This window comes from Acidovorax delafieldii (assembly GCF_007993815.1).
Lineage (GTDB): Bacteria > Pseudomonadota > Gammaproteobacteria > Burkholderiales > Burkholderiaceae_C > Acidovorax > Acidovorax delafieldii.
In genome coordinates this window covers 1,034,872-1,051,251 of record NZ_VJWE01000011.1, presented here as the reverse complement: position 1 = coordinate 1,051,251, position 16,380 = coordinate 1,034,872, and the positions used below count along the sequence as shown (strand labels likewise).

General features: G+C 66.8%; 19 protein-coding genes. 10 read left to right on the top strand and 9 right to left on the bottom strand.

Annotated elements, in window-relative coordinates:
• Window positions 1-95 precede the first annotated feature (95 nt).
• Window positions 96-389, bottom strand: coding sequence for a TfoX/Sxy family protein (locus ATF69_RS07555; RefSeq protein ID WP_146870452.1), 294 nt, complete (start codon window positions 387-389; stop codon window positions 96-98).
• 161 nt (window positions 390-550) lie between these two features.
• Here ATF69_RS07555 and ATF69_RS07550 point away from each other — a divergent pair, with 161 nt between their 5' ends.
• The 3 genes from ATF69_RS07550 (at window position 551) to ATF69_RS07540 (ending at window position 1,968) form a co-directional block, all read left to right on the top strand.
• On the top strand, window positions 551-1,132 hold the full coding sequence (locus ATF69_RS07550) for an NnrU family protein (RefSeq protein WP_056742546.1): 582 nt from the start codon (window positions 551-553) through the stop codon (window positions 1,130-1,132).
• 78 nt (window positions 1,133-1,210) lie between these two features.
• Window positions 1,211-1,474, top strand: a complete 264-nt coding sequence (locus ATF69_RS07545) for a DUF3297 family protein (RefSeq protein ID WP_015011863.1) — start codon at window positions 1,211-1,213, stop codon at window positions 1,472-1,474.
• Window positions 1,471-1,968: a ribonuclease HI family protein gene (locus ATF69_RS07540; RefSeq protein WP_146870450.1), complete on the top strand. Its 498-nt coding sequence runs from the start codon at window positions 1,471-1,473 to the stop codon at window positions 1,966-1,968. The genes ATF69_RS07545 and ATF69_RS07540 overlap by 4 nt, the downstream gene beginning before the upstream one ends.
• Window positions 1,969-1,989: 21 nt before the next feature.
• Here the strand turns inward: ATF69_RS07540 and ATF69_RS07535 are convergent, their stop codons facing one another.
• The 5 genes from ATF69_RS07535 to ATF69_RS07515 all read right to left on the bottom strand — a co-directional run bounded on the left by ATF69_RS07535 (window position 1,990) and on the right by ATF69_RS07515 (window position 5,367).
• On the bottom strand, window positions 1,990-2,517 hold the full coding sequence (locus tag ATF69_RS07535) for a GFA family protein (RefSeq protein WP_146870448.1): 528 nt from the start codon (window positions 2,515-2,517) through the stop codon (window positions 1,990-1,992).
• A 48-nt stretch (window positions 2,518-2,565) separates the two neighbouring features.
• Window positions 2,566-3,858, bottom strand: a complete 1,293-nt coding sequence (locus ATF69_RS07530) for an RNA polymerase sigma factor (protein ID WP_146870446.1) — start codon at window positions 3,856-3,858, stop codon at window positions 2,566-2,568.
• Between the two features lie 46 nt (window positions 3,859-3,904).
• On the bottom strand, window positions 3,905-4,312 hold the full coding sequence (locus tag ATF69_RS07525; protein WP_146870444.1) for a VOC family protein: 408 nt from the start codon (window positions 4,310-4,312) through the stop codon (window positions 3,905-3,907).
• A gap of 75 nt (window positions 4,313-4,387) precedes the next feature.
• Window positions 4,388-4,924 (bottom strand): SRPBCC family protein, encoded by a 537-nt coding sequence (locus ATF69_RS07520; RefSeq protein ID WP_146870442.1) that lies wholly within the window; start codon window positions 4,922-4,924, stop codon window positions 4,388-4,390.
• A gap of 26 nt (window positions 4,925-4,950) precedes the next feature.
• Window positions 4,951-5,367, bottom strand: a complete 417-nt coding sequence (locus tag ATF69_RS07515) for a YciI family protein (protein ID WP_146870440.1) — start codon at window positions 5,365-5,367, stop codon at window positions 4,951-4,953.
• Window positions 5,368-5,776: 409 nt separating this feature from the next.
• Here ATF69_RS07515 and ATF69_RS07510 point away from each other — a divergent pair, with 409 nt between their 5' ends.
• The 3 genes from ATF69_RS07510 to ATF69_RS07500 are packed head-to-tail and all read left to right on the top strand — an operon-like array spanning window position 5,777 to window position 10,191.
• On the top strand, window positions 5,777-7,729 hold the full coding sequence (locus ATF69_RS07510) for a TonB-dependent receptor plug domain-containing protein (protein ID WP_244303674.1): 1,953 nt from the start codon (window positions 5,777-5,779) through the stop codon (window positions 7,727-7,729).
• A gap of 3 nt (window positions 7,730-7,732) precedes the next feature.
• Complete coding sequence (locus ATF69_RS07505) at window positions 7,733-8,281, top strand: YfiR family protein (RefSeq protein ID WP_146870438.1); 549 nt, start codon at window positions 7,733-7,735, stop codon at window positions 8,279-8,281.
• The gene (locus tag ATF69_RS07500; RefSeq protein ID WP_146870436.1) at window positions 8,278-10,191 is read left to right on the top strand and encodes a putative bifunctional diguanylate cyclase/phosphodiesterase; all 1,914 of its coding nucleotides are present in this window, start codon (window positions 8,278-8,280) and stop codon (window positions 10,189-10,191) included. Before ATF69_RS07505 ends, ATF69_RS07500 begins: the two co-directional genes overlap by 4 nt.
• A gap of 1 nt (window position 10,192) precedes the next feature.
• Here the strand turns inward: ATF69_RS07500 and ATF69_RS07495 are convergent, their stop codons facing one another.
• A complete protein-coding gene (locus tag ATF69_RS07495; protein ID WP_146870434.1) occupies window positions 10,193-10,558 on the bottom strand; it encodes a YciI family protein in 366 nt (121 codons plus the stop codon).
• Between the two features lie 441 nt (window positions 10,559-10,999).
• Between ATF69_RS07495 and leuA the strand changes: the two genes are divergently transcribed.
• The 4 genes from leuA (at window position 11,000) to ATF69_RS07475 (ending at window position 15,114) form a co-directional block, all read left to right on the top strand.
• Window positions 11,000-12,700, top strand: a complete 1,701-nt coding sequence (leuA, locus tag ATF69_RS07490; RefSeq protein ID WP_116748457.1) for a 2-isopropylmalate synthase — start codon at window positions 11,000-11,002, stop codon at window positions 12,698-12,700.
• 11 nt (window positions 12,701-12,711) lie between these two features.
• Window positions 12,712-13,215 carry a GNAT family N-acetyltransferase gene (locus ATF69_RS07485; RefSeq protein WP_146870432.1) on the top strand — a complete coding sequence of 168 codons (504 nt, stop codon included), beginning with the start codon at window positions 12,712-12,714 and terminating at the stop codon, window positions 13,213-13,215.
• A gap of 122 nt (window positions 13,216-13,337) precedes the next feature.
• Window positions 13,338-13,844: a C40 family peptidase gene (locus tag ATF69_RS07480; RefSeq protein WP_056742526.1), complete on the top strand. Its 507-nt coding sequence runs from the start codon at window positions 13,338-13,340 to the stop codon at window positions 13,842-13,844.
• 169 nt (window positions 13,845-14,013) lie between these two features.
• A complete protein-coding gene (locus ATF69_RS07475) occupies window positions 14,014-15,114 on the top strand; it encodes a 3-deoxy-7-phosphoheptulonate synthase (RefSeq protein WP_146870431.1) in 1,101 nt (366 codons plus the stop codon).
• A gap of 53 nt (window positions 15,115-15,167) precedes the next feature.
• Here the strand turns inward: ATF69_RS07475 and ATF69_RS07470 are convergent, their stop codons facing one another.
• Complete coding sequence (locus ATF69_RS07470; protein ID WP_146870740.1) at window positions 15,168-15,599, bottom strand: PaaI family thioesterase; 432 nt, start codon at window positions 15,597-15,599, stop codon at window positions 15,168-15,170.
• Between the two features lie 105 nt (window positions 15,600-15,704).
• Window positions 15,705-16,160, bottom strand: a complete 456-nt coding sequence (locus tag ATF69_RS07465; protein ID WP_146870429.1) for a MerR family DNA-binding transcriptional regulator — start codon at window positions 16,158-16,160, stop codon at window positions 15,705-15,707.
• Window positions 16,161-16,380 lie beyond the last annotated feature (220 nt).

The window sequence follows — 16,380 nt, the reverse complement described above, 5'->3', positions numbered from 1 at the left end:
GACCTGCGTGCAGGCAATGCAGCAGCAAAACGACTACCAAATTGATAGCTATCAGCGCTTGATTCACTAGCGCTTGGGGCAGTTTTCGCTCGAAATCAGGGCTGGCGACCGCTCTCCAGATCGTCCAGCTGCATCAGCAGCGCGGTGCGCTCCTGCTGGGCCACACTTTTCCAGTCCCGGCCGCTCAGCGCGCCCTCCAGCGCCCACAGCAGGTTGAGGCTGGGTTGCTGCCCCGCCTGACGCACAGCCACAAAAGCGGGCACGGAGCCCAGTGCACGCAACGCTGCGGGGGTGTGGATGCCCGCCGCGTGCAGCATGCGTTCAGACGCCGGGCCCAGGTTGGGCAGGGCGCGTAGCTCAAAGGCGTCGGGCAACGGGCGGACAGACATGGGCGGCATGATGGCGGCGCGGAGCCGGCACGGCAAGCCCCCACACGACGAGGGCACAGGCACGCACTGCCGATAATCCGCCCAAGCAAGACCGAGGGGCCACGCCGCCAGATGGCGGCGCGCCAGCCCCTGTTGATTCAGACGACAAGAAAGGCTTGGCCATGGGGTATCTGGTACTGGGACTGGTGTTGTTTCTGGGCGTGCACTCGGTGCGCATCGTGGCCGATGGCTGGCGCACGCAGACGCGGGCGCGCCTGGGCGAGATGCCGTGGAAAGGGCTGTATTCGCTGGTGTCGGCCGTGGGCCTGGCATTCATCGTCTGGGGTTACGGCCTGGCGCGGCAGCAGCCGGTGGTGCTGTGGGTGCCGCCCATCGGCATGCGGCACGCCGCAGCGCTGCTGACGCTGATCGCCTTTGTGCTGCTCGCCGCCACCTATGTGCCGCGCAATGCCCTCAAGGCGCGGCTGCACCACCCCATGGTGCTGGGCGTGAAGGTGTGGGCGCTGGCGCATTTGCTGTCCAACGGCAACCTGGCCGACGTGCTGCTGTTTGGCAGCTTCTTGCTGTGGGCGGTGCTGAGCTTTCGCGCCGCGCGCCAGCGCGACCGGGCGCAGGGCACCGTGTACGCGGCAGGCAGCGCTGCAGGCACGGCGGCGGCTGTGGTGGTGGGTGCAGTGGCCTGGGCGGGCTTTGCGTTCTGGGGCCATGCGTGGCTGATCGGCGTGGCGCCGCTGGGGCGATGATCGAACGCTGGGAAGGCCAGCACCCCAAATGCCGGAGAATCCGCGCTTTGCGTTTTCTCCTTTCTCGCCGAGACCTCTATGACCGAAGCCACCACCCCCAACACCCCCGCCCTGCCGCCCCTGCCCGACCACCTGTCGGTCAACCCCCGCAGCCCCCACCATGTGGCCGCCGTGTTCGAGCACGACATCGGCATCCGCCTGAACGGCAAGGAGCGTTTTGATGTGGAGGAGTACTGCATCAGCGAAGGCTGGGTGAAGGTGCCCGCCGGCAAGACCGTGGACCGCAAGGGCCAGCCGCTGCTCATCAAGATCAAGGGCACGGTCGAAGCGTTCTACAAGTGACCGCTGCAAGGGCGGCTGCGCCGCTCGCCCCTGGTGCCTGGGTAATCCACTGTGACGGCAGTGCCTGGCCCAACCCTGGGCGCATGGGCCTGGGGGCGGTGCTGACGGGCCCCGACGGGACCGTGCAGCACGAGATCTCCGAAGCCACCACCTTCACCGGCTGCAACAACGAGGCCGAGTTGCGCGCGCTGATGTTGGCGCTGCAGTGGCTGGCGCAGCAGGGCATCGCAAACTCAACACCGGTGCAGGTGTTCAGCGACAACAGTGTGCTGGTGGAGCAGTTGGGCAGCCATCCCAAGGCACCGATTGGGCGGCTGGCAACGCTGTTTGACGAAGCACGCCAGGCACTGCGGCAGTTCCCACAAGCCGAGGTGCAGTGGATTCCCCGCCACCGCAATGGCGCGGCCGATACGCTGGCGCGCGCCGCCCTGGGGCTGGCACCCAAGGCCGCTACGCCACAGGGGCAGACGCTCAAAAAGCGCCGCAGGCGCTGAGCCCCCGCTCTGCACACGCCATCAGGTCGGGTCGAGCCCCGCAGCCGCACGGTAGGCCTGGATGCGCGGCAGCACCGCCTGGCGACGGGCGATGCTTTGCGCAGGCCACAACCCCTCGCGTTCGTAGTATTCCGCCACGGCGGGTGTCCCTGGCGACAGCACCACCCAGGGCTGCTTGGAGGCCGTGAAGATGTGGATGTCGGGCCGCAGGTGGTCCGGAACATCCAGCGTGCCCACGCGCACAAACGCCATCACGGGGCCGGCACCTGCGTAGTGGCTCCACACTGCCACCTGGCAGTGCGGGCACCGCGCAATCTTTTGGCCCAGGCCGCTTTCTGACGGGGTGTGCACCATCGCTGGGATGCCTGCGAGCAACTCCACGCGGTCGGCCTCGATCATGGCGTTCAGCGCAAAGGCCGCGCCGCTTTCGCGCTGGCACCAGCGGCAGTGGCAGCAGTGCACAAACAGCGGGGGCGTGAGCAGGCGGTAGCGCACATGGCGGCATGTGCAGCCGCCGTCCAGCGGGTATTCAGGGGCAGGGTGGGGCATAGCGATGGTGTCCTTGCAGCGGGGTGAGGGTGGGCGCAACACCGGCCTTCAGCCGCAGGCACGGGCCAGCAGCAGCGCCTTTTCCTGCGCGTTGCGGGTGAGGCTGGCTGCGCGCTCGAACTCGATGCGGGCTTCATCCCCCCGGCCCAACTTGACCAGCAGGTCGCCGCGCACGCTGGGCAGCCAGTGGTAGTGGCGCAGCAGGGGGTCGCCCGCCAGCGCATCGACCAGCGCCAGCGCGGCTGCGGGCCCTTCGGCCATGCCCACGGCCACGGCGCGGTTGAGCGCTACGACGGGCGAGGGCGCCACCTGCAGCAGTGCGTCGTACAGCGCCACGATATGGGGCCAGTCCGTGTCTTGCGCCTGCCGGGCGCGTGCGTGGCAGGCGGCAATGGCGCCCTGCAGGGCGTACGGCCCCCAGGGCTTGCCGGTGCGCGCGAGCTGCTCGGCCTTGTCCAGCGCGGCCAGGCCCCGGCGCACCAGCAGGTGGTCCCAGCGTGCACGGTCCTGGTCCATGAGCAGCACGGGCTGGCCTTGTGCATCGGTGCGCGCGGGCAGGCGCGAGGCCTGGATTTCGAGCAGCGCCACCAGGCCTTGCACTTCGGGCTCGTCGGGCGCCAGGCTGGCCAGCACCCGCGCCAAGCGCTGGGCCTCGCCGCACAGCGCGGGGCGCATCCAGTCGTCGCCTGCGGTAGCGGCATAACCTTCGTTGAAGATGAGGTAGATCACCTCCAGCACCGAGGCCAGGCGCGGCGCGCGCTCGGCCGCGCCGGGCACTTCAAACGGCACATGCGCGGCCGTGAGGCTGCGCTTGGCGCGCACGATGCGCTGGGCCACGGTGGGCTCGGGCACCAGGAAAGCGCGCGCGATCTCGGCCGTGGTGAGGCCGCCCAGCAGCCGCAGCGTGAGGGCCACCCGCGCCTCGGTGGGCAACACGGGGTGGCAGGCGGTGAAGATGAGGCGCAGCAGGTCGTCGCCAATGTCGTCCTGCTCGGCGTGCATCAGGGTGTCCACCACATCGGACGCGTACTGGGCTTCAAGCGCTTCGAGGTCATGGCCCAGGGCCTCGTGCTCGCGCTGGTGCAGGGCCTGCTGGCGCAGGTGGTCGATGGCGCGGCGCTTGGCGGTCGTCATGAGCCACGCGGCCGGGTTGGCGGGCAGGCCGGTGGTGGGCCAGTGCTCCAGCGCGGCCACCAGGGCGTCTTGCGCCAGTTCCTCGGCCCGGCCCACGTCGCGCGTCATGCGCGCCACGCTGGCAATGATGCGCGCGGCCTCGATGCGCCACACCGAGTCGATGCTGCGGTGCAGGGCATCGCGGTCGGGCAGTGCAGAAGGTTTCACGCGATCAAAAGGTGTGAATGAATCCGGCGCATTCATTCACACGTTCTCAGCCCAGCGCCTTGCTGGCATCCACCATATGCACAAACTCCCAGGTGTGACCGTCCGGGTCGTCAAAGCTGCGCGAGTACATGAAGCCCAGGTCTTGCGCCGGGCGCGGTGTGGTGCCGCCTGCAGCCACGGCCTTGTCCACCAGCGCATCGACCTCTTCGCGACTGCTGCACGAGAAGCACACCAGCACCTCCGACGTGGTGCGTGCGTCGGCAATCGTTTTGTCGGTGAAGGTTTGATAAAAGCTCTTGACCAGCAGCATCACGAAGAGGTTCTCGCCCACCACCAGGCAGGCGCCCTGGTCGTTGGTGAACTGGGGGTTGAATTCATAGCCCAGGGCGCGGAAAAACGCCTGCGAGCGGGCCATGTTCTCGATGGGCAGGTTCACAAAAATCTGTTGGTGCATGACGGGCTCCTGAAGGGTGAGGACGGTAATGGGAAACGAAGGGTTTGGCAAAGGTGGAGGGGCGGTGGACGACATTCACGTTGCGGGCTTTTGCGCCGCGGCCTGCAGGTTGGCCAAGCCATCCTCGAAGTCCTGCCCCACCATGCGGTCCATGTTGAACACCAGGTGGGCGATCTTGGCCAGGTAGGGCACGGGGCCCTGCATGGCCCAGGTGACGCGGGTGGCCTCTGCGCCTTCGGGCAACAGCGTGAACTCGACCTGGTTGTGCGCTTCAAAGGGCTTCACAAAGTCGAGCTTCATGCCCACGCGGCGGGGTGCGGTGGCCTCGACGATCTCCATGCTGCCCACGCCCACCTTCTCGCTCTGCCAGGCGTAGCGGGCACCGGGGCCGCTGGTGGCGGCGCTGTACTGGCCCTGGATGGCCGGGTCTTTGCGTTCATACGGGTTCCAGGTGTTGAACTGGCGCAGGTCGTGGATGAGCCCGTACACCCGCTCGGGCGGTGCCGCAATCACGCGGCTGCGCTCCACGCGGAAGGTGTCGGGGCGGGTGGCGGCAAACGCCAGCAGCAGCGCCAGGGCCGCCAGCAGCACGAGGGCGATGGTCTTGATCATGGGGATGTTGTCCTTCACGCTGGGCATCAGCCGCGCAGGGCTTCGAGGTCGCGGAACTGCTCGACGCCATCCACCCCGGCAAAGTCCTCCATCTCATAGAGCTGGCGCACTTCGATCTCGGCATCCAGGCCCTCGCCGCGTGGATTGGGAAAGCGGCGGGTCCATTCCAGCGCTTCGTCGCGGCTGCGCACCTGGATGAGTGTGTAGCCCGCGATCAGCTCCTTGGTCTCGGTGAACGGGCCGTCGATGACGGTGCGGGTGCCGCTGGCGGCATAGCCCACGCGCCAGCCCTTGGCGGAGGGCTGCAGGCCACTGGCATCCAGCAGCACGCCGGCCCGCGCGAGTTCTTCGTGGTAGCGGGCCATCGCGGTCATCAGGGCTGGGGTCGGCTGGCAGCCCTGTTCGGATTCGGCGGTGGCCTGGATGATGATCATGAAGCGCATGGGGTTCTCCTCAAGGTAATAAAAAATGCGGAAGCGCTGACGGTCCTTGCCAGGTGCTTCACAGTGACGACGAATGGGAGCGCCCGAAATCGACATCCGGATGTGCAAGCCCGGGCGGAACCAGGGTTAACACCTATCCTGGCCGGTTGGCGCGCGGGGCGGGTGAGGGGCCGCCATAGGGAGACTACTGAGCGCCCGCACTGGGTTTTGCAACCCCTGGTCGATACAATTTGTAAAGACTGATTCATCGATCCTGAGACTTCGCCCCGCATCCTCCCGCCCGCCCGCCAGCGAGGTCCCCACGGGGGGACAACCGCCAGCCACACGCAGTGCCTTTGCCATGAAACGAGGATCGACCTATCGACAGCGGCCACACCGCCCATGGGTGGTATTGGGGCTGTGCGCTGGCATGGCGGCAGCCCACGCGCAGTCCGACATCGCCGCCATGGCCGACCTGCCGCTGGAGCAGCTCATGCAGATGCAGGTCACCACGGCCAGCCGGTATGCACAGACGGCCCTGGAGGCCCCGGCGGCCGTGAGCGTGGTGACCGCCGATGACATCCAGCTGTTTGGCTACCGCACGCTGGCCGATGTGCTGGCCAGCATGCGCGGGCTGTACGTGTCCTACGACCGCAGCTACCACTATCTGGGCACACGGGGTTTTGCCACGCCGGGCGACTACAACACGCGGGTGCTGCTGCTGGTCAACGGCGTACGCTTCAACGACAACCTCTACGACCAGGCGAGCATCGGCACGGACTTTCCCATCGACCTGGATCTGGTGGAACGGGTGGAATTTGTGCCTGGCCCCGGGTCGGCGGTGTATGGGGCCAATGCGTTTTTTGGCGTGGTCAATGTCATCACCCGCGATGGTCGCCAGCTGGGCGGGCCCCAGGTGAGCACCGAGGCCGGCAGCCATGGCTACGCCAAGCTGCGGTTTTCGGTAGGCGCCGTCGATGCGCAGGGAGGCGACTGGCTGATCGCGGCCACGCGCTCCACCGCACGCGGGGCCGACCAGTACTACCCCGCGTTCGATGCGCCCGCCAGCCACCAGGGCGTGGCGCACGGCCTGGACTATGACCGCAGCACCCAGCTGTTCGCCCGCATGCGACGCGATGGGCTGACGCTGACCCTGGCCCACGGCGAGCGCACCAAGGGCATCCCGACCGCAGCGTTCTCGCAGGTTTTCAACGACCCGCGCTCGCGGTACATCGACACCAGCACGCGCGTGGCCGCCGAATACACCGCGCAATGGCAGCCGACGCTGGCCTTCACTGCGCGCCTGCACGCCGGGCGCTACCAGTACGTGGGCGACTACGTGTACGACTACCCGCCCGTGACGGTGAACCGCGACGTCGGCACCGGCCAGTGGTGGGGCACCGAATGGCAATGGGTGAGCACGGCCTTGGCGCGGCACAAGCTGTCGTGGGGGCTGGACTACCGGCGCGACACCCGCATCGCGCAGCGCAATGACGACCTGGACCCGCCCGCGCAGTACCTTGACACACGCCGCAACGGCAATGTGCTGGGCGTCTATGTGCAGGATGAGTTTGCACTGCGCCCCGACCTCACGCTGCACACCGGCCTGCGCTGGGGGCAGCAGTCGGGCAGCGCGGGCGCCTTGCACCCCCGCCTGGGGCTGGTGTACTGGTGGGACGCGGCCACCGCTGTCAAGCTGCTGCACGGCACGGCCTACCGTCCGGCCAATGCCTATGAACGCGACTACCGCGTGAACCTGCCTGGCGGCGTGGTGGACACCACCAGCATCCGGTCCGAGCGTGTACGCACCACCGAACTGGCCGTGGAGCATGCCCCGACCGGGGCCACGCGCCTGCTGTTGACGGCGTTCCGGTCGGGGGTGAGCGACCTGATCTCGCTGGACAGCCTGGGCCACTCGGACCGGCTCACCTTCAACAACACCCGCACCGTCAAAGTGCATGGCCTGGAAGCCGAGGCCGAACAACGCTGGGCGGGCGGGCGGCGCCTGCGCGTGGCCTATGGGTGGCAAAAGGCGCGGGACCCGTCAACGGACGGCGCGCTGACCAACTCGCCCCGGCACCTGCTCAAGCTCCAGTGGTCCGACGTATTGCACACGCCTGCGCACTGGGGTTGGAACCCGGGCCGCTACGCCATCGAAGCCATCGGCATCGGCCCGCGCAACACCGTGCTCAACGCCCGCCTGCCCGGGCATGTGCTGACCCATCTGACCTATTCCACGCGCATCGCGGATGTGGATGTATCGCTGGGGGTGTACAACCTGTTCAACCGCCGCTACGCAGACCCCGCTTCGTTCGAGGTGCGCGAAGATGCGATCCGGCAGGACGGGCGTACCTACCGCATCAAGCTGACGTACGCGTTCTGAGCCATGGCCTATTCCCTGCGATTGCGCACGCTGCTGGCGATCTGCCTGTGGACGGTGTGTGGCGTGGGCACCAGTGCAGCCAGTGCCAACGAGCCCGTGGCAGACCTGGACCTCAAGGCCGCCTACATCTTCAACTTCATCCAGTTCATCGACTGGCCCGACAGCGATGGCGCGCCCGGCAATGAGGTCACGGTGTGCGTGTCTGCCTTCAGCCCGCTCAAGCGCGCCCTGACTGCGCTCGATGGCAAACAGGCCACCAAGGGCCGCACCGTGCGCGTGCGGTTGCTGGATCTGCCGGCGATTCGTGGCTGCCGCGTGCTCATCATCCACAACGCCGAAGTGGAGCCTGTTCTGCGACTGCTGCGTACCCTGCCGCCGTCCCACGGCATCCTCACCGTGTCGGATGAAATCACCTTTGTGAATCCAGAAATCGTCATCGCCCTGGCCCAGCAGGAAGGGCGCGTGGTGTTCGGCATCAGCCCCGACGCCGCCAGCAAGGCTGGCCTCATCATCAGCTCACGGCTGCTGCGGCTGGCCAGGGGAGGCCGGTGAAAACACGCCCCGCTGAAGCCGACACCGCAGCGCCCGCAAGCCCGGCGACACATGCCCTGCTTTCATCGCGCCTGGTGGTCACGGGCATCCTGGCCGCAGGCCTGGCGCTGCTGACCGTGGTGCTGGCGCTCACCGGCGTGGACTATTGGAGCACCCGCGCGTCCATGCTGCAAGACAGCCGGGTGGAAGCCGCCATCGTGGCCGACAACATCTCTGCGGCCGTGGTGTTCCGCGACACCAGCACCGCCAACGAAATGCTGGGCGCGCTGCGGTCATCGTCCATGGTGATCAGCGCCACGGTGTACGACAAGGATGGCGTGCTGTTTGCGCATTACGCGCGCGACCGCGACCCGGACTTTCCCACCACGCTGCGTGCCACGGGACTGGACGGCGCCGCAGAGCGCGCAGGCTGGCGCATGCTGGAGATCGCCCGGCCCGTCGAGGCGTCTGGCACCAGCTGGGGCACGCTGTACATCCGCAAGTCGATGGCAGCGGTGTACATGCGGCTGGGCATCCGATTTGGCACCGCCTTGTTGATCGCCATTTGCGTGATGGCCATGGCCACCGCCATGGTGCTGCGCAGCCGCGCTGCTGTGCGCGAGGCCGAGAACCGCTTGCACGCGCTGGCCCACACCGACGCCGTCACCGGCACGGGCAACCGGCACGCGTTCAACGAGCGGCTGGCCGCCGAGCTGCAGGGCGCACGCAGTGCGGGCTACCGGGTGGCACTGGTGTACATCGACCTGGACAACTTCAAGACACTCAACGACACCTTCGGCCATGCGGCGGGGGACGGCCTGTTGCGCCAGGTGGCCCGGCGCCTGCAATCCGTGGTGCGCAGCACCGACACCATCTCGCGCCTGGGGGGCGACGAGTTTGCGCTGATCCTGCGGTTGGACATGGATGACGCGGCGCTGGAGAAATACGCGCAGCGCATCGTCAGCGTCTTCCAGGCTGCTTACACCGAGGTCGGCCAGCAGGTCAACGTGACCTGCAGCGCAGGCATTGCCACGTTTCCCGACGATGCGATGGACATGGACGCGCTGGTGAGCAACGCCGACACCGCCATGTACCGCGCCAAGGAGATGGGCAAGAACCGCTGCGTGCGGTTTGATGCGTCGATGAACCTGGCCGTGGTGCGGCGCCAGGCCATTGAACAGGCTCTGCGTGCCGAGCTGGAGCAGGGCACCGGTTTGGCGCTGCACTACCAGCCCCTGTTTGCCGCCAGCGACCGGGCCCTGGTCGGCGCCGAGGCCTTGCTGCGGTGGACGCATGCGGAGCTGGGCTCCGTGTCGCCGCTCGAGGCCGTGTCGGTGGCCGAGGACTGCGGACTCATTGCCCCGCTGGGCTACTGGGTGATGCGCACTGCCTGCCGCGACGCCGCGCAGTGGAAAGGGGGCCCGCCCCTGCGCGTGGCCGTGAACATCTCGGCGCGGCAGCTGGGTGACCCACAGTTTCTGGAACGCGTGATGGACATCCTGCGCGAAGAGGGCCTGCCCGCGCACCTGCTGGAAATCGAGCTGACCGAAACCGTGCTGATGGAAAACATGGAGGCCGGCGCCCACACGCTGCACCGGTTGAGCCAGCTGGGCATTCACCTGGCCATCGATGACTTTGGCACCGGCTACTCGTCACTGGCATATCTGCGCCAGTTGCCCATGCGGCGCCTGAAGATCGACCGCAGCTTTGTCAAAGACCTGCCGGGGCAGGAGCACAGCCGTGCCATCGTCACCGCCATTGTGGCGCTGGCGCATGGCCTGGGGCTGCAGGTGACCGCTGAGGGCGTGGAAACCCAGGAGCAGGCCGACTACCTGGTGCGGCAAGGCTGTGATGTGCTGCAGGGCTATGTGTTTGCACGCCCCATGCCAGCGCCGCAGTTCCTGGCGCTGCAGGCAGGCGCTTCGGCTTGATTCAATCCACCGCGCCGTGGTAGCAGGGTGCCAGTTCGCGCACCTCCATGGTGGCCCACTCGGCGGCCGGGCATTCGCGGGCAATGGCAACGGCCTCGTCGCGCGTGGCGCAGTCGATCAGAAAGAAGCCGCCCACCATTTCCTTGGTCTCGGCAAACGGCCCGTCGGTCAGGCGGGTCTGCCCTTCGCGCACCTGCAGCCGCACCGCCTGCTCGGTCGAGGCCAGCGACTCGCTGGCGCGCAACAGGCCGCGGGCCTGCAGACCAGCACCAAAACGCTGCATGCGGGCATAGGCCTCCTGGCCACCGGCCAGGCCCCGCTCGGCGCGCTGGCCGTGGGGTTCCATGATGAGCAACAGGTAAGGCATGGTATCTCCTGAATCGGGGCCAATCGTGCCAGCCGCCATGGGCAGTGGCAGAGCTGGAGACATTCAAGAGCGTCATGCTACCAGCCTCATTTGCTATATATTTAATAGCTAACTAGGCATGTACAACCAGCGCCATAGGCAGATTTCATGCAAATGGTTGCGCACCGCAGCATCGCTGTGCTATCTTTGGTTCCCTATGCAACGCAGCATGTTCCTATCCACCCTATCGCTAGGCCTAGTGTCTGGCCGGGGTCTGCCTGCGTTCGCCACCGTTGCCGTTTTGCGCAACACCTGATTTCCCCCTGACCCCGGCCCGCGAACCAGCCTTTGCACACGCAAAGGGCTGCAGGGGATGTCATTCGTTTTGATTTCTTTCGATTCCGATTGACCCGTGCACCGTGCCTGATTGGCACACCGCACACACCGTTCGTGGAGCCCCTCATGATTGCCAAGCCCGCCACCAAATACCAACCCATCGCCCCCATTGCGCTCGCCGACCGCCAATGGCCCAACCGCAGCATCACCCAGGCGCCCGTGTGGCTCTCCACCGACCTGCGCGATGGCAACCAAGCCTTGTTCGAGCCGATGAACGGCGAGCGCAAGATGAAGCTCTTTCACGAGCTGGTGCGTATCGGCTTCAAGGAGATCGAAGTCGGCTTTCCGGCCGCGTCGCAAATCGATTTCGACTTTGTGCGCCGCCTCATCGACGAAAACCTCATCCCCGACGATGTCACCATCATGGTCATGACCCAGTCGCGCGAGGACCTGATCGCACGCACCGTGGAGGCCGTGAAAGGCGCACCCCGTGCCATCGTCCACTTGTACAACGCCACCGCGCCCGCGTGGCGCCGCATCGTTTTTGGCATGAACGTGACGCAGGTGATGCAGCTCATCGCGCACCATGTGGGCTACCTCAAGCAGCTCACCGACGCACAGCCCGAAACGCAGTGGACCCTGCAGTACTCGCCCGAAACCTTCAGCGCCACCGAACTCAGCGTGTCCCTCAAGGCCTGCCAGACGGCGGTTGCAGCATGGAATGCGGGCCCTGGCCGCCCCATCATCATCAACCTGCCCACCACCGTGGAAAACGCCACGCCCAACGTGTTTGCCGACCAGATCGAGTGGATGGATCGCCACTTGTCGCCACGCGAGCACATCGTCTTGTCGGTGCACCCGCACAACGACCGGGGCACGGGCGTGGCGGCGGCCGAGTTGGCCATGATGGCCGGTGCCGACCGTGTGGAAGGCTGCCTCTTTGGCAACGGTGAGCGCTGCGGCAACGTGGACATCGTGACCTTGGCGCTCAACATGTACACGCAGGGCGTACACCCGAACCTTGACTTCTCGGACATCACCTCGGTCGCGCGCATTGCCGAAGAATGCACCTCGCTGCCCGTGCATCCCCGCCACCCGTATGCGGGCGACCTGGTGTTCACCGCGTTTTCGGGCTCGCACCAGGACGCGATCAAGAAGGGTTTTGCTGCGCAAGACCCGAACGCCTTGTGGGAAGTGCCCTACCTGCCCATCGACCCGGCCGACCTCGGCCGCACGTATGACAGCGTGATCCGGGTGAACAGCCAGTCGGGCAAGGGCGGCATCGCGTTCTTGCTCGAACGTGAACATGGCGTGGTGATGCCGCGCCGCATGCAGGTGGAGTTCAGCGCCGTGGTGCAGCGCCAGACGGACGCGAGCGAAAGCGAGATGACGGGCGACGCGTTGTGGAGCCTGTTCCAGGCCACTTACCTGCAGGCACCCGTACACGCCACAGTACAGGCCGCCATCACCTGCCACAGCCACCGCATCGATGAAGACGGCCAGGGCATCGAGCTGGACGTGACCATCGACGGCACGCGCCAGACCCTGCGCGGCCAGGGCAACGGGCCGATTGCAGCTACGGTGGACGCGCTCGGTCTGCCACTGCGGGTGGACCACTACGAGGAACGCGCCACCGGCACGGGCGCCAACGCGCAGGCGATGGCCATTGTGGAAGCAGCCATGGACGGCGTGGCAGGTTCCACCTTTGGGGCAGGCGCCAGCCACAACATCGTGACTGCCTCGGTGCAAGCGATTGTGAGCGTGGCCAACCGGTTGATGGCGCGGCGGCCTGCGTTGCATCCAGAAGCAACTTCCCTGGCCGAGTGACCGAAACCCGCATGGAAATTCTTACCGCATCGACCCGGGATGCGCCCGCCATCAGCGCGCTTGCGTTGTCGGTGGCGCACTTCTTCACGCTGGACAAAGACGGGCGTGGTGCGGAGGCGTTTTTACAGACCCTGCAGCCCGATGCGGTGGCGCTACGGCTGCAGAGTCCATCGTTCAAGACCTGGGTGGGGTGGACACGCAACAACACCTTGGCGGGCGTCGTGGTGGTGCGGGAGGACAGCCACCTGTTCCATCTGTTTGTGGCCGAGGCTTTCCAGGGACTTGGCTACGGGCAGCAACTGTGGCAACACGCCCTGTCCCATATCGCTACCGGCCCTGCACCGGGCATCACAGTCAACGCGACACCCCATGCCCGGGGCTTCTATGAGCGCATGGGGTTTTTGGCAACGGGTCCCAGGGTGGAGACCCGCGGGGTTGCATTCATTCCGATGCGGCGCGCCAGCGATGCATCCAGCATGGCGTACAAACAGGCCGCAGGGAATACCCCGTTCTGACGGGGATCGACAGGGGGTTTTCTCAGGCACTGCCAACGGCCTGCGCAAGGCTTGGCGCGCAAAGACCTTGGGGAGCCTGGGTAAAGTGCAGGGAGCCGCGTAAGTCCAGTAACCTCGGGCCCATGCGCGCCTTTCACAGCCTGAGCCTTGCCGCCTGCACCGCCGCCCTGCTGGTGCTGGCCGGTTGCAGTACATCGCGGCCTCCGTCCCCCTCGTCGCCACCGCAGGCTTCCACACGCACGGCGCCGCCGCTCACGCCGGAGCAGGCACACGACATTGCCATCCACGCGCTGGGCCTGGTGGGCACGCCGTATCGCTACGGCGGCAACACCCCGGACTCCGGCTTTGATTGCAGCGGCCTGATCGGCTATGTGTACCGCAACCAGGTGGGTACACCACCGCCGCGCACGGTGGCCCAGCTCAACACTTGGGGCTATCCCATCGACGGCAGCGAGCTGCGTGCAGGCGACCTGGTGGTGTTTGGCACGGGCCGCCAGCCCAGCCACGCGGGCATCTATGTGGGCGAAGGGCGGTTCGTGCATGCGCCGTCCACCGGCGGCACGGTGCGGCTGGACCACCTGCAGTCGCGCCACTGGGCGCGGCAGAATGCGGCGTTCCGCAGGCCGTAGAGGCTCCCCCTGAGGCGCTGCGCGCCTTCCCCCAAGGGGACGACGCATTCGCTGCGGGGCGGCCCTTGCTCTGCGTCTCTCGCGCTGGGCCGCGCCAGTGCCGACGGCCATGCACTGGTTCGGTCGCCAAAAGGGGCTGGAATCCAGCTCCGCGACAATCGGGGCCACCATGACCCACGCACACCGCTCCGCCACCCCCATCTCCACCCACGACACCACCCGCATTGATGACACGCGCATCAAGGCCGTGCGCCCACTGATCACACCGGCGCTGCTGCAGGAATGGCTGCCCACGCCCGATGCGGCACTGACCCTGGTCGAATCCAGCCGCGCTGCCATTTCGCGCATCCTGCATGGGCAGGACGACCGGCTGATCGTGGTGGTGGGGCCTTGCTCCATCCACGACCATGGCCAGACCATGGACTATGCACGCCAGCTGAAAGCACAGGCCGATGCACTGCAGGACGACCTGCTCATCGTGATGCGGGTGTACTTTGAAAAGCCGCGCACCACTGTGGGCTGGAAGGGCTACATCAACGACCCGCATCTCGATGGCAGCTTTGCCATCAACGAGGGGCTGGAGCTGGCCCGCCAGCTGCTGCTGGACGTGCTGGCGCTGGGCCTGCCCGTGGGCACCGAGTTCCTGGACCTGCTCTCGCCGCAGTTCATCAGCGACCTGGTGAGCTGGGGCGCCATCGGCGCGCGCACGACCGAGAGCCAGAGTCACCGGCAGCTGGCCAGCGGCCTGTCGTGCCCCGTGGGTTTCAAGAACGGCACCGATGGTGGCGTGAAGGTGGCGAGCGACGCCATCCTGGCGGCCAGTGCCGCGCACGCCTTCATGGGCATGACCAAGATGGGCCAGGCCGCGATCTTTGAAACGCGCGGCAACCAGGACTGCCACGTGATCCTGCGCGGCGGCAAGCAGCCCAACTACAGCGCCGCCGATGTGGATGCGACCTGCGCCGTGCTCAAGGCCGCCGGCCTGCGCGAGCAGGTGATGATTGACGTGAGCCACGCCAACAGCAGCAAGCAGCACCAGCGCCAGATCACCGTGGCGGCAGAAGTGGCGCAGCAGATTGCCGCAGGCGACACACGCATCACCGGCCTGATGATCGAGAGCCACCTGCAGGAAGGCCGCCAGGACATCGTGCCCGGCCAGCCGCTGGCGCATGGCGTGTCGGTGACGGATGCCTGCATCAGCATGGCGCAAACCGTGCCGGTCCTTGAAGGACTGGCAGCAGCAGTGCGGGCGCGGCGCCAGAAGGCCTGACACACCCGACGCACCTTGTGCTCGGCTGGCACGCCTGGCGTCAGGCTGCGCTATCAGCCCTGGGGCGGTCTCGCGGCCCCCATGTCGATGTTGCGCGCCGTGGCCAGCAGCGTAGCGCACAGCCGCTGCTGGCCGGCGGCACCCACTGCCCACACGTCGGCGGCACAGACGGTGAGCAGGCGCCCGGCATCCACCACGCGTCCCCGCGCCCGCAGGCACTCGCCCTGGGCAGGGGCCACAATTTTCAAGGTGGTGTCCACTGTGGCGTTGGTCCAGCCGGGTGGCAACACGCTGCCTGCTGCCGCCACCGCCGCAAAGTCAGCCACCGCAAACACGGCCGTGGCCTGCAACTGGCCCGGGCGAAAGCTGAAGGCCTCGCTCACCGGTATCTCCACCTCCACCCGGCCGGGCTCGGCATGGACAAAGCGCAGCCCCAGCGTGCGGGCCATCGGCATGGCCAGCACCACGGCCTGCAGGGTTTCCATGGTGCTACGGGGTCCGCTGGACAAAGCATCGCAGGGCGCGGGTGTGAGTGGGGCTGTCATGGTGGGGGTCTCCTGGGGATGGGGTGTTTGGGTGCTGCGAGGGGTCTAGGGTTTGCGGGCCGACGGGGCACGCACACGCGGCCAGGGCTTGGTAGATGCAGTGGCTGCGCCCGAGGGTGTTTGCCGACCCTGGGTTTTTGATCGCTGCTTCTTGAGCAACTGGCCACGCAACCAGGCCTGGTGAGCCTGCACGGTGGATTTTTGGGACTGCAGCGCAGCGATCTGCTGGTCGATCGCGTCCACACGCGCCTGCAAGGCCTGCACCATGTCGTCAATGCCGAGGGTGCCAGCGCGGTATTCATCCAGGCGAAGGGCAATCTGCGGCAGGCTGAAGCCCAGCTGGCGGGACATGGCGATGAACACCACCTCGCGCCGCATGCGGGCCGGATAGTCGCGGTAGCCGTTGGCCCGGCGGTCGGGGTGGATGAGCCCCAGCCGCTCGTAGTGGCGCAGCGCGTGGACGGACACCGAGGCCTGTTGCGCGAGTTCGGAAATCTGCATGGGGCCACGTTAGCAAGCCTCGTGCTGCGCGAAGGTTGCCTGGGTGACTGCCCGAGGTCAAAACACTGTGTTTTTTGGGACAAACCCCCATGGGCGCACGTCGCCAGCGAGGACTGTGCGGTGTAGCATTCACACTCTTTGCCACAGTGCTTGTGGCGCTGTGAACCTGAGCGCGCGGTGCGGCCGCATTGCACGCTCCCTCTACTGCCCGATTGCCTTG

Excerpts from the sequence above, each read along its gene's own strand:
- ATF69_RS07520 (WP_146870442.1), bottom strand. The coding sequence starts at position 4,924 with ATGATCAAGACCATCGCCCTCGTGCTGCTGGCGGCCCTGGCGCTGCTG.
- ATF69_RS07505 (WP_146870438.1), top strand. The coding sequence starts at position 7,733 with ATGGCCTATTCCCTGCGATTGCGCACGCTGCTGGCGATCTGCCTGTGG.
- ATF69_RS07555 (WP_146870452.1), bottom strand. The coding sequence starts at position 389 with ATGTCTGTCCGCCCGTTGCCCGACGCCTTTGAGCTACGCGCCCTGCCC.
- ATF69_RS07480 (WP_056742526.1), top strand. The coding sequence starts at position 13,338 with ATGCGCGCCTTTCACAGCCTGAGCCTTGCCGCCTGCACCGCCGCCCTG.
- ATF69_RS07545 (WP_015011863.1), top strand. The coding sequence starts at position 1,211 with ATGACCGAAGCCACCACCCCCAACACCCCCGCCCTGCCGCCCCTGCCC.
- ATF69_RS07525 (WP_146870444.1), bottom strand. The coding sequence starts at position 4,312 with ATGCACCAACAGATTTTTGTGAACCTGCCCATCGAGAACATGGCCCGC.
- ATF69_RS07550 (WP_056742546.1), top strand. The coding sequence starts at position 551 with ATGGGGTATCTGGTACTGGGACTGGTGTTGTTTCTGGGCGTGCACTCG.
- leuA (WP_116748457.1), top strand. The coding sequence starts at position 11,000 with ATGATTGCCAAGCCCGCCACCAAATACCAACCCATCGCCCCCATTGCG.
- ATF69_RS07515 (WP_146870440.1), bottom strand. The coding sequence starts at position 5,367 with ATGCGCTTCATGATCATCATCCAGGCCACCGCCGAATCCGAACAGGGC.
- ATF69_RS07535 (WP_146870448.1), bottom strand. The coding sequence starts at position 2,517 with ATGCCCCACCCTGCCCCTGAATACCCGCTGGACGGCGGCTGCACATGC.
- ATF69_RS07510 (WP_244303674.1), top strand. The coding sequence starts at position 5,777 with ATGGCGGCAGCCCACGCGCAGTCCGACATCGCCGCCATGGCCGACCTG.
- ATF69_RS07495 (WP_146870434.1), bottom strand. The coding sequence starts at position 10,558 with ATGCCTTACCTGTTGCTCATCATGGAACCCCACGGCCAGCGCGCCGAG.
- ATF69_RS07485 (WP_146870432.1), top strand. The coding sequence starts at position 12,712 with ATGGAAATTCTTACCGCATCGACCCGGGATGCGCCCGCCATCAGCGCG.
- ATF69_RS07475 (WP_146870431.1), top strand. The coding sequence starts at position 14,014 with ATGACCCACGCACACCGCTCCGCCACCCCCATCTCCACCCACGACACC.
- ATF69_RS07465 (WP_146870429.1), bottom strand. The coding sequence starts at position 16,160 with ATGCAGATTTCCGAACTCGCGCAACAGGCCTCGGTGTCCGTCCACGCG.
- ATF69_RS07470 (WP_146870740.1), bottom strand. The coding sequence starts at position 15,599 with ATGGAAACCCTGCAGGCCGTGGTGCTGGCCATGCCGATGGCCCGCACG.